The following is an 11,439-nucleotide window of genomic DNA, read 5'->3' as shown; positions in this document are numbered from 1 at the left end:
CCAATTTTGGCCAGAAGCCGAAGTCGGCTTCCTCGAATAGGCCTGATACATAGATGCAACGGGGCGGCGGTTTTTCAAAAGCGGGTAGACAGTGGGGGCGAGTCCATACATAGCAGCTGCCGAGCCTGCGAGGTTGCGTTCGGCTGCGAAGCAGTCGTAAAACCAAACACCGTGGTCATTCAGGAAAACCGCAGGGAATGGATTGGCGACTGCTGCGCAGCCGAACGCAGCCTCGCAGGCTCGGCAGCTGCTACAGGTCGACACAACTGGAATGGAAATTCCCCATTTGGTTACACTACGGCGCGGCAGCTCGGGGAGCCGGCATGAAGATTACGGGGTGAAATCACAGTGGCCGTTCGACCGCCAAACCGTTCGCGACGCACACCACGCTGGCCTGCGCTACTCCGCTTGTTCGGCAAGTCATCGGCAGCATCCGCCGGTAACACCGCAACCGGTCGCGTCATCCACGACTACTTCCACCGCAAGGCCCATTCCCAGGGCTACCCCCTCAGCCAAGCCAACAACGCGTCATCGACTGCATGGCGCAGCATGCCGCAGCGCTGCTGGGCACCTCGGCAAAAACGCTCCCCGGCCTTTACCTGCACGGCGCCGTGGGTCGCGGCAAGAGCTGGCTGCTCGACGGGTTTTTCCAGGCCCTTCCCATCGCGGAAAAACAGCGCCTGCATTTTCATGAGTTTTTTGCGCAACTACACCAAGGGATGTTCACTCATCGCGATCACCCCAACGCACTGGAAACCACCCTCGACGAACAGCTGCGCGATTGCCGGGTGCTGTGTTTCGACGAGTTTCACGTCCATGATATCGGCGACGCGATGCTCATCACCCGGCTGTTCAAGGCATTGTTCCGCCGCGGCATCCTGCTGCTGGTCACCTCCAACTACCCACCGGAAGGACTGCTGCCCAACCCGCTGTACCACGCGCGCTTCAAACCGGTGATCGACCTGATCAACGCTCGCATGCAGGTCATGGAGGTCGGCGGCCCCCACGACTACCGCAGTCAGGTCAGAAACCATGCCCAGCAGCTGTTTACCCAAGGCCAGTACATCTGGCCGGTCACGCTGGCGCAGCGTCAGTCGTTGAACCTGCCCGAACGCGACGCGCCGGCCATTCAACTGCCCGTCGGAACACGCAACCTTCAGGCTCGACACTGCGAAGGGCGAACCATCGGTTTCACCTTCGGCGATCGGTGCGATCACCCCACAGCGGTCATGATCACCTGGAGCTGTGCCGACCTTTCGATCACTGGTTCATCGATGAACTGCCCAACCTCGCCGATTGTTCCATCGCTGCCCAGCAGCGCTTCATCAACCTGGTCGACGTCCTGTACGACCAGGACAAGCACCTGATTCTGCTCGGGCAGCAGTCTTTGCGCGAAAGCCTGGGCGGCGATGCCATCGATCTGGCGCGCACGCGCAGCCGGTTGGGGCAGTTGGTCGAAGTCAGGGCTCCGGTCTGACACGTCCTCGGCCTTTGCCGGTATCATGTCGCCCGTTTCCAGGCCTCCGCGCCCTCCTCCCGATCAAAGTGAATCTGTTCATGGATACCCTTGCCCAACTACGCGCCGGCCAACTGTCGGGCATTACCCGCCTGGCCCTCACCGGCGGCCTGACGGAGTTTCCGCGAGAAATCTTCGACCTGGCGGACTCGCTGGAAGTCCTCGACCTCAGCGGCAATGCCTTGAGCAGTCTGCCGAACGACTTGCACCGCCTGACCCGTTTGCGCGTGTTGTTCTGCTCGGACAATCTGTTCACCGAACTGCCCGACTGCCTGGGCCAATGCGCCGCACTGACGATGGTCGGCTTCAAGGCCAACCGCATCGAACGCGTGCCAGGCACGGCCCTGCCACCGTTGCTGCGCTGGCTGATCCTGACCGATAACTGCATCACTGAACTGCCGGCCGAGCTGGGTGAACGCCCGCACCTGCAAAAACTCATGCTTGCTGGCAACCGCTTGCAACGTTTGCCGGAGAGCTTGCGTCATTGCCATCGACTCGAACTGATCCGCATCGCCGCCAACCGGTTGACCGAGTTGCCCGAGTGGCTGCTGTCCCTGCCGAGCCTGACCTGGCTGGCGTACGCCGGTAACCCGCTGGAGACCGAAGCCGATGCGGCCGCTCTCGAAGCCACGCCCCGCATTCCCTGGTCCGAGCTGCGTCTGGAGCAGCAACTGGGCGAAGGTGCGTCGGGAGTGATTCATCGAGCAATGTGGGATCGACCGGGCCAACCGGCCACACAGGTCGCCGTCAAACTCTACAAAGGCGAAATGACCAGCGATGGCTCGCCGTTGCACGAAATGAACGCCTGCATCACCGCCGGCTGTCACCCCAACCTGATCCGGGTTGAAGGGCGCGTCGTCGGGCATCCAGAAGCCCAGGTCGGGCTGGTGATGCAATTGATCGATCCGAGCTATCGCAATCTGTCCGGGCTGCCGAGCCTGGTGTCATGTACCCGCGACGTTTACGCCAACGACACCCGGTTCAGCGCTGGCGTGGCATTGCGCATCGCCTGTGGCATCGCCTCGGCAGCCGAACATTTGCACCGACATGGCATCACCCACGGCGACCTCTACGGCCACAACATTCTGTGGAATGAGCACGGTGATTGCCTGCTGGGGGATTTTGGCGCGGCGTCGTTCCATGCCACCTCGGACAGCCTTGAAAGCCGTGCGCTGCAACGGATCGAGGTACGGGCGTTTGGTGTTTTGCTGGGGGAATTGTTGGAGCGGATCGACTCGGGGTTGAGCGATGAAGGTCGTGCGCAGTTGGAGCAATTGCAGCAGCGCTGCTGTCAGCCGCAGGTGCTGACGCGACCGGGGTTCAGCGAGCTTGTTCAGGCGCTGACGGTATTGGCCTCAACCACTGGAAGCCAACACAAACCTGTGGCGAGGGACCTCGCCACACGTCATCACACGCTCGAAGCGGTTTAACCCGCCAACCCGACAAACATGTCCTGCACGTCATCGTGGTTATCGAGGCCTTCGAGGAAGGCTTCGACTTCAGCCATCTGCTCATCGCTCAGACCGCTGACCGGGTTTTTCGGCTGATAGCCCAGCTTGGCCGACAACACGGTGAACCCTTGCTCGGGCAGGGCTTTCTGCACGGCATCCAGGTCCGCAGGCTCGGTCAGGAACAGGGTCGCGCCCTCTTCTTCACCCGGCTCGAAATCCTGGGCGCCGGCTTCGATGGCGGCCATTTCCGGATCGGCGTCTGGGCTGTCCGGGGACGCCTCGATCATGCCGACATGGTTGAAGTCCCACGCTACCGAACCGGAAGCGCCCAATTGGCCCTTGCGGAACGCGACGCGGATTTCAGCAACGGTGCGGTTGATGTTGTCGGTCACGCATTCAACGATCAGCGGTACCTGATGCGGTGCGAAGCCTTCATAGGTTACGCGATGGTATTGCACGGTTTCGCCCAACAGGCCCGCGCCTTTCTTGATCGCGCGATCCAGGGTTTCCTTGGGCATCGAGGCTTTCTTGGCCTGCTCGACCACCAGACGCAGGTGTGCGTTGGTGGCAGTATCGGCACCGTTACGGGCAGCGATGGTGATTTCTTTTACCAGTTTGCCGAAGATCTTGCCCTTGGCGTTAGATGCCGCTTCTTTGTGTTTAACCTTCCACTGTGCGCCCATTACTCACTCTCTTGATCTGTGGCGCCGAGACATCTATTGGCCGACGCATGGCGCAAGTTTATACGCCCTAAAGTTGGCAATCGACCAAAAAATCCACCCTGTTCACCCGCATGACCAATCGACATCTTCACCGGCAGTTGTAGGGCGATTCTGAAACTTCGATTTGCGGTGACCATAAAGGGCTGTGGTTTCGTACCCTCTGCGCCCGAATTCAATGGCAGAAGCGCGTTCGATGCACAACGACAAGGAAAGTCCCTTCACCCTGACACTTCTCGACGGCGATTTGAGTTTGCAGGTGTTGCAGTTCAGTGGCCGAGAAGCCCTCAACCAGCCCTATCGATTCGACATCGAAGTCATCGGCCTCGCACCGGCCATGAACCTCGACCGATTGCTGCAACAGCCGGTGTTCCTCAGCTTGATGGAGGGCCAGGGTATTCACGGCGTCCTTCACAGTGCCAGTCGCGAGCATCGCGGCCCCCACCGGATCGGCTACAAACTGGTGCTGGTGCCCTACCTTCAATGGCTCGACCGGCAGCGTTCACGCCGCGTCTTTCATCACCTCAGCGTACCGATGATCCTGCGCCAACTCCTGGAGGAACATGATGTGCCCGAGGGGAGCTATCGCTTCGAATTGTCGAACGGGCACTATCCGCTCCGACCTTTTTGCATTCAGTACGAGGAGAGCGATCTGGCATTGCTGCAACGGCTGTGTGAAGAAGAAGGCATTCACTATCACTTCGAACATCAGCGCGACGGGCATGTGCTGGTCCTGGCGGATGACAGCCTGAGTTTCCCCCAGGAACCGTTACTTACGCCTTTCCAGGGCAACGCGCCCGAAGACAGTGACGTGCCGGTGATCAGTGAGTTGTTCCAGCGCCATGACTCGCCGCCCTTTCCCTCACGACTGCCGGCCAGAAACCGTGGCTCGCAAAACCCCGACGAGGGCGCGGCCAACCACGCTTTCAGCACACCATTGCCCGTGATGGCCCGCCCCGCGGCCGAGCACATCCATCACGATCAGTTGAGCCGACGACAACTGGAACGTCTGCGTTGCCAGCACCTGCAGATCCACGGTCGAAGCACCCAGAGCGCACTGCGCAGCGCACAGATTGTGCAAGTGTCAGAACATCCACTGCCGAATTTCAACGATCAATGGCTGCTCACCGAAACCCGACATCAGGGACAACAACCTTCGATTCTTGCCACAGACAAACCCGTCACTTTCCGCCATTACCGCAATCAATTCACCGCCATTCCCTGGTCAACGGTCTTCAGGCCCGCGCTCAAACAGACCAGGCCGAGCATTCCGGGTTATCAACCTGCCCGGGTGCTGGGACCTGCCGGGCAACCGGCGGCGCTGGATGATCGAGGTCGAATACAGGTCAGGCTGTGGCCAACAGCGGAAGCGGATCCGCTTGAATCTACCGGTCTCTGGCTACCGGTCGCCCTTGCAGCGCCGGACGGTCGGATTGACCCGTCCAGCCTGCCAAAGGCCGGCAGCGACGTACTCATCAGTTTTCTCGACAGTGACCCGGACCGGCCGGTGCTGTGCGTCGGCATGGGCCATCACCCGCGCACTCGGCCAGTTCCCGAGCCACGCCGCGATAGCCACTTGCTGCTCGATTGGCTGGTCAATCGCTCGGACCTCACACCCTGACTCTCAACCCTTGTCGGCCTTGCCTGCCGCCGCCGCGAACTTCGCCAGACGCACATCCAGATGCCGTGGCCGGCGCCCGTGATCCTCGGCGCGCTCCTTGCGGCGAATGGCGTTGCGCACCATCAATGAGCCGAGGTAACGAATCGGTTCCGGCGGAAACAAGCCCAAGGGGCCGTTGACCAGAGGCGAGCGGGTCCAGGCGTTGTCCAGTCCCTGGACCATCGAGGCGAGAATCTGCCCGCCCATATGACACGGGCCAACCCCGCTGCCGGAATATCCGAAACCATAAAACACGTTGCCACTGGCGCTCATCTGACCGAAGAACGGCAAACCGGTGACGGAACGATCAGACGGACCGTTCCAGGTCGCCTCGACCTTGACCTGGGCAAACGCCGGAAAGAACTCGCTCAGGCTGTGCTGCAACAAACCGGCATAGGGCGATGGCTGATCGAACACCGGCAACATTCGCCCGCCGTAAGCAAAGGTATTGCCGCCCTTGCCGAGCATGATTCGGCCGTCCGGGGTGTTGTGGTAGTAGTGCACGAAAATCCGCGAATCGAGCACGGTGACGCCGCTGGTCAAACCGATTTCGTTGAGCAGATCGGGTCGCGGTTCGGTGATCAGCATGTCGCTGGAAACGATCGCCACACTGCGCTCGAACTGTGGAAACGCCCGGGCCATCCAGGCGTTCATCGCCAGCACCACGCGATCCGCGCGAACGGTGCCGTTGGGGGTTTCAATCCCTGCAGGCTTGCCCTCCTGCAACCCGGCCATGGCGGTGTGCTCGTGAATCCTCACCCCGAGTTTCAAGGCGACCCGGCGCAAGCCGCGCACCAGTTTTCCCGGTTGCACGCTTGCCGCCGCCGGAGAAAACCAGCCTTCCAGATGTTTGCTGGAACCGGCCATGCGTTGCACATCGGCCACCGGCCGTTGGGTGAAAGAGTTGATGCCATTGCGCTCCAACGCCGCGATCACGGCATCGGTCGAGCCGCATTGGGCACGGTTCGTGGCGGTGTAGAGCGTGCCGTCGAGGCGGTAATCGGCGTCCACCGCGTACTGCTCGCAAAAGGCGCCAATGGCATGGATGCTGCGCTCCGATTCCTTGACCAACCGCACAGCTTCTTCGACGCCGAACAGCCGTTCAAGGGTGAAGTACTTGGCCGACCACGACAGTGCACAACCACCGTTGCGGCCACTGGCGCCGGCGCCGCAGATATCGGCCTCGATCAGCAGCACATCCAGTTCGGGGTTCTGTTCCTTGAGCATGATCGCGGTCCACAACCCGGTGTAGCCGCCGCCGACGATGCAGACGTCAGCGCGGGTGTCGCCCGCCAAGGGTTCGCATGGCGCGCAGGACTCGGCCGCCAGCGCCTGTTCCAGCCAGAAAGGTCTCATGGGTCAATCCTTAAGTACGCAGAGGTTTTACGGTGATCGGTTGGTTGGGCACGAAAACGCTTTCGGCACGCAGGCCAGCCGGGCGGCTGTTCCAGTGCGGGATCAGCACCAGGGCCGAAAACAATGCGCAGCCAGCGAAGACGATGAACACGGTGACCGAGTCGAAGTAGCCCGGCAGCAATCCGCCGAGAATCGCCCCGACCGAGCCGCAACCGTTGACGAAACCGGCGGCTGTGGCGCCCGCCTTGGCGGTGCCGAAATCGATCGCGGCCGCGCCGCTGATCATCGAGTCCGGTCCGTACAGGGTCAGGCCCATGACAAACAGCAGCGCCACCACCAGCATCACGCTGCCGGTTTGCAGGGCGCCCATGAACAAGGCCAGGGTCACGGTCAACGCCAACAGGCTGAGCACACACGCCGGCATGCGTCGGGCGCCGAACAGTTTGTCCGAGGCCAGACCCAGCATAATTGGCCCGAGCAACCCGGCCAGTTCAAACGCGGTCGGAATGATTGCCGCGCCGACCTTGCCCACCGAGGGCATCTGCTCAAAGACGATCACCGGTCCCCAGAGCAGAATCGCGTAGCGCGCCGGCTTCAGCAGAAAGTACGCGAGGCCCAGAACCAGCACGGTGCGGTTGCGCAGAATTTCTTTTAACGGTTCCAGCACGCTGATCTTGCTTTGCGCGTCGGCCTCTTGCGCCGTCAGTTGTGGTTCCGGTTCCACCGCCGGCAAGCCAACGTCTTCGGGTTTGTTGCGCTGAAAAATAAAAAACAGCACGGCGACCAGCCCAACCACCGCCGCACTGGAAAAGAACGCCGCATGCCAGGTGCCGATCAGCGTATACGCCCACCAGCCTGCGAACGGCGAAGCCACCAACCCACCGAAGGCGTAGCAGGAACTCCACAACCCCAGCACCCGCCCGCGCTGTTCAGAGGGAAAGAAGCTACCGAGGTTCTTGCACAGCCCGGACCAGCCGGTGGACTGAGCAAACCCTTGAATCAACATGCAGGTGGCGAAGATTGGCAACGTCGCAAAACTGCCCATCACCAAGGCTGCTGCCGCTGAAATCAGCAACCCGCCAAACACTACGACCCTTGGGCCAAAACGGTCGGCCAGAATGCCCCAGGTGAATTGCCCGATGGCGTAAGCCGTGAGGTAGATGGCGTCGAGGTTGGCCATGGCCATTTTGTCGAGCATGAAGGTGGGGTCTTCGGCGATCCCCAGTTTTGCCACGGAAAAAGCTTTGCGGGTGAAGTAGAACGCGGCGTAAGCGAGCCAGGTGATCGCGAAGATCTGCACGCGCCAACGCTTGATAGTGCCGATGTGCTTGTTCATTGTGGTTCTGACCTCAGGGTGTGAGTGTGCCGGCAGAAATTGAGAAATAACGCCTGTTTTTTTATTGTTGAGCACTTCGATATCGCCGCTTCCCTGAGGCGATATCGGTCAGGTGAGTCCTGCTGTTGCACGCACAGGCTCATGGCCGCCGACGCTGTTTGACTGACCAGTCACCGGGGCTGAGGTCGATAAAAACAATTACTGATTAATAAGTGAAATCGATTTATCGTATTTCCAATATAAGCTCAGCTTGTTACTGGAGGTTTCGGTGTCGGTTTCCCACGCCCAGCTCAAAGCCTTCCACGCCGTGGCCGTGCACGGAAGCTTCACCAAAGCCGCCGAGCGGCTATTCCTCACGCAACCGGCGATTTCCGACCAAGTGCGCAAGCTCGAAGAGCGTTTCGGTGTGCTGCTATTCCACCGCAACAAACGTTCTGTCCGGCTGACCGATCTGGGCGAGCGGTTGCTGAGCATTACTCAGCGGCTATTCGTCATCGAGGCCGAGGCGCAGGAGCTCTTGCATGACTCCAGGGCCTTGCAGACCGGCAGCCTGATTCTCGCGGTAGATGCGCCAGTGCATGTGTTGCCGCAGATTGCTCGCTTTTGTGAGCGCTACCCCGGCATCAGCGTGAAGATCGAAACCGGCAACACCGATGAATCGCTGTTTCGGCTGTTCAACTATCAGGCCGACCTGGCGTTGCTGGGCCGGGAGGTGAGTGACGAACGTCTGATCTCGTTGCCGCTGCGCAACGACCCGATGGTGGCGTTCGTTTCCCGCCATCATCCGTGGGCCGACCGTGAATCGATTTGCCTCGCGGACCTCGATGACACGCCTTTGGTGCTGCGGGAAATCGGTTCGGTGACTCGGCAAACGCTGGAAGAAGAAATGGCTCAGGCAGGCTTTCGCATCCGCCCGGCGATTCAGGTTGAAGGTCGGGAAGCGGCGCGTGAGGCGGTGGTCGTGGGGATTGGCGTTGGTGTTGTATCGGCTGCCGAGTTCGGTGCAGATTCGAGGGTTTGCGCGTTGCCGATTACCGACTGCAAACGGCGATTGACCGAGACGCTGGTGTGCTTGCGCGAGCAGAGTTCGCGGCGGGTGGTGGCGACGTTTCTGGAGATGGTTCGCGAGAGTCTTGTGTAGGCAGGCCCGGCCGCTTCGCGAGCAGGCTCGCTCCCACAGGGATTTTGTGAACGCTGGAGATCCAATGTGGGAGCGAGCTTGCTCGCGATGGGCGCACCTCGGTTACAAGGCGGGCGCCAACTCGAAAAACGCCTGTATCAAGCGCAAATCCCGCCGCCGCTCCATGCAGCCAATCATGTGCCGATTAACCAACCCTTCACCAAGAATCGGCACCGCCGCCACCCTCGGGTCGTGGCTAACCTCCACCGATGACACCACGCCAACCCCCAACTCTGCGGCGACGGCTTCGGTCACCGCCTCGCGACTGTCCAGCTCCAATAACACCCGTGGATTGACCAACGCCGTCGCGCAGGCCTCGTCGAAGGTGCGCCGGGTGATCGAGCTTGGCTCGCGCAACACCATGATCACTTGATCCAGCGCCTTGAGCGGCACGCCCTTCGACATCTGCGCCCATGGATGCCCCTCAGGCACCAAGGCACAAATTCGTGACTCGCTTAAACCTTGCAGATGCAAGCCTTTGCGCGGTTCGACCTCAGTCAGTACCGCGACGTCGGCATGCTCCGACAACAACGCCGCCAGGGTTTCCTGAGCATTGCCCAACCGCAGGTTCACGGTAATGCCGGGATAGCGCGCGCGCAGGCTGGCGAGCATAGGCATGACCATGTGCGGCCCGTCTGCCGCCACTTCCAGGCGACCGGTCAGCAACTGCCGGTTCGCTTCCAGCATCACCTGCGCTTCTTCGGCCAGACCGAACATTGCCCGGGTGATCGCGGCCAGTTTGGTGCCTTCCTCCGTCAGCTCCACCCGTCGTGCGGTGCGCCGCAACAGGGTGATCTGGTAATGCTCCTCCAGCGCCTTGATGTGGCCGGTGACCGCCGGTTGGCTGATGAACAGTCGCGCGGCGGCCCGGGTGAAGCTGCCCTCGCGGGCCACCGCATCGAATGCGCGGAGCTGGAACAGGTTCATGAATAACCCTCACTGATGGCTGGCATAACAACAAACAATTTGATTGATAGCACGGCAAATTGCAATTTAAGCCCCGTAGCTTCATCCCATCGATTGCGAGGACACGAGAATGAGTACTGCCGAACCTACCCTGCTCACCCCCGGCCCACTGACCACATCGACCCGCACCCGTCAGGCGATGATGGTCGACTGGGGTTCATGGGATGACCGCTTCAATCAACTGACCGCCAGCCTGTGCGAACAACTGCTGGCGATCATCAACGGCGGCGACAGTCACCACTGCGTGCCTCTGCAAGGCAGCGGCACGTTCGCGGTCGAAGCGGCGATCGGCACGCTGGTGCCTCGCGACGGCAAAGTCCTGGTGCTGATCAACGGCGCCTACGGCAAACGCCTGGCGAAAATCTGCGAAGTGCTCGGCCGCTCCTTCAGCACCTTCGAAACCGCCGAAGACGAACCGACCACCGCCGTCGACGTCGACCGCCTGCTGCGCGCCGACGCCAGCATCACCCACGTCGCGCTGATTCACTGCGAAACCAGCACCGGGATCCTCAACCCGCTGCCGGAAATCGCCCACGTCATCGCGCAACACGGCAAACGCCTGATCATCGACGCCATGAGCTCTTTCGGCGCGCTGCCGATCGACGCGCAACAGGTGCCGTTCGACGCGCTGATCGCCGCCTCGGGCAAATGCCTGGAAGGCGTGCCGGGAATGGGTTTTGTCTTCGCTCGCAAAGAAGCACTGGCCAATGCCGCCGGTAACTCGCACTCGCTGGCGATGGACCTTTTCGATCAGCACACCTACATGGCCAAGACCGGCCAATGGCGCTTCACCCCGCCGACCCACGTGGTCGCCGCGCTGCACGAAGCCCTGCTGCAATACAACGAAGAAGGTGGTTTGCCCGCCCGGCATCAGCGCTACGCCAACAACTGCCAGGTGCTGCTCGATGACATGGCCAAATTGGGGCTGCGCAGTTTCCTGCCCGCCGCTATTCAAGCGCCGATCATTGTCACTTTCCACGCGCCGAAAGACCCGCGTTACCAGTTCAAGGAGTTCTACGAACGTGTCAAGACCAAGGGTTTCATCCTTTACCCCGGCAAATTGACCCAGGTCGAAACCTTCCGCGTCGGCTGCATCGGTCACGTCAACCAGGACGAGATGCACGCAGCCGTGGCAGCGGTCGCCGAAGTGCTGCGCGAGATGGAAGTGCTGGAAATCTGATTCACGACGACTTGTAGCAGCTGCCGAGCGTGCGAGGCTGCGTTCGGCTGCGAAGCAGTCGTAAAACCATCCACC

At 61.0% G+C, this 11,439-nt stretch carries 8 protein-coding genes and 1 pseudogene; 5 read left to right on the top strand and 4 right to left on the bottom strand.

Translation table 11 applies throughout. The features are described 5' to 3' along the window. Positions 1-348 precede the first annotated feature (348 nt). Positions 349-1,477 (top strand): annotated as a pseudogene (gene zapE, locus WLY71_RS16505) (cell division protein ZapE). An 80-nt stretch (positions 1,478-1,557) separates the two neighbouring features. Next, positions 1,558-2,946, top strand: a complete 1,389-nt coding sequence (locus WLY71_RS16500) for a protein kinase (RefSeq protein ID WP_347804388.1) — start codon at positions 1,558-1,560, stop codon at positions 2,944-2,946. Here WLY71_RS16500 and WLY71_RS16495 read toward each other — a convergent pair. After that, positions 2,943-3,650 carry a YebC/PmpR family DNA-binding transcriptional regulator gene (locus WLY71_RS16495; protein ID WP_347804387.1) on the bottom strand — a complete coding sequence of 236 codons (708 nt, stop codon included), beginning with the start codon at positions 3,648-3,650 and terminating at the stop codon, positions 2,943-2,945. The genes WLY71_RS16500 and WLY71_RS16495 overlap by 4 nt on opposite strands. Positions 3,651-3,882: 232 nt before the next feature. Here WLY71_RS16495 and WLY71_RS16490 point away from each other — a divergent pair, with 232 nt between their 5' ends. After that, positions 3,883-5,307, top strand: coding sequence for a type VI secretion system Vgr family protein (locus WLY71_RS16490; protein WP_347804386.1), 1,425 nt, complete (start codon positions 3,883-3,885; stop codon positions 5,305-5,307). A 3-nt stretch (positions 5,308-5,310) separates the two neighbouring features. Here WLY71_RS16490 and WLY71_RS16485 read toward each other — a convergent pair whose 3' ends face one another. Next, positions 5,311-6,702 (bottom strand): FAD-dependent oxidoreductase, encoded by a 1,392-nt coding sequence (locus tag WLY71_RS16485; RefSeq protein ID WP_347804385.1) that lies wholly within the window; start codon positions 6,700-6,702, stop codon positions 5,311-5,313. A gap of 10 nt (positions 6,703-6,712) precedes the next feature. Continuing rightward, a complete protein-coding gene (locus WLY71_RS16480; protein ID WP_347804384.1) occupies positions 6,713-8,038 on the bottom strand; it encodes an MFS transporter in 1,326 nt (441 codons plus the stop codon). 268 nt (positions 8,039-8,306) lie between these two features. Between WLY71_RS16480 and WLY71_RS16475 the strand changes: the two genes are divergently transcribed. Next, entirely contained in the window at positions 8,307-9,179 is an 873-nt protein-coding gene (locus WLY71_RS16475; RefSeq protein ID WP_149629348.1) for a LysR family transcriptional regulator, read from the top strand. Positions 9,180-9,281: 102 nt separating this feature from the next. Here the strand turns inward: WLY71_RS16475 and WLY71_RS16470 are convergent, their stop codons facing one another. Continuing rightward, complete coding sequence (locus WLY71_RS16470; protein ID WP_347804383.1) at positions 9,282-10,145, bottom strand: LysR substrate-binding domain-containing protein; 864 nt, start codon at positions 10,143-10,145, stop codon at positions 9,282-9,284. A gap of 109 nt (positions 10,146-10,254) precedes the next feature. Here WLY71_RS16470 and WLY71_RS16465 point away from each other — a divergent pair, with 109 nt between their 5' ends. Further along, positions 10,255-11,364, top strand: coding sequence for a 2-aminoethylphosphonate--pyruvate transaminase (locus WLY71_RS16465; protein ID WP_347804382.1), 1,110 nt, complete (start codon positions 10,255-10,257; stop codon positions 11,362-11,364). Positions 11,365-11,439: the final 75 nt, after the last annotated feature.

The sequence above is a fragment of the Pseudomonas rossensis genome (genome assembly GCF_039888995.1).
GTDB lineage: Bacteria > Pseudomonadota > Gammaproteobacteria > Pseudomonadales > Pseudomonadaceae > Aquipseudomonas > Aquipseudomonas rossensis.
This window is presented reverse-complemented; position numbering and strand designations above follow the sequence as displayed.

What these genes read in the sequence shown, in the direction of transcription:
- WLY71_RS16490 (WP_347804386.1), top strand. Translation starts at nt 3,883, where the DNA reads ATGCACAACGACAAGGAAAGTCCCTTCACCCTGACACTTCTCGACGGC.
- WLY71_RS16500 (WP_347804388.1), top strand. Translation starts at nt 1,558, where the DNA reads ATGGATACCCTTGCCCAACTACGCGCCGGCCAACTGTCGGGCATTACC.
- WLY71_RS16470 (WP_347804383.1), bottom strand. Translation starts at nt 10,145, where the DNA reads ATGAACCTGTTCCAGCTCCGCGCATTCGATGCGGTGGCCCGCGAGGGC.
- WLY71_RS16485 (WP_347804385.1), bottom strand. Translation starts at nt 6,702, where the DNA reads ATGAGACCTTTCTGGCTGGAACAGGCGCTGGCGGCCGAGTCCTGCGCG.
- WLY71_RS16480 (WP_347804384.1), bottom strand. Translation starts at nt 8,038, where the DNA reads ATGAACAAGCACATCGGCACTATCAAGCGTTGGCGCGTGCAGATCTTC.
- WLY71_RS16465 (WP_347804382.1), top strand. Translation starts at nt 10,255, where the DNA reads ATGAGTACTGCCGAACCTACCCTGCTCACCCCCGGCCCACTGACCACA.
- WLY71_RS16495 (WP_347804387.1), bottom strand. Translation starts at nt 3,650, where the DNA reads ATGGGCGCACAGTGGAAGGTTAAACACAAAGAAGCGGCATCTAACGCC.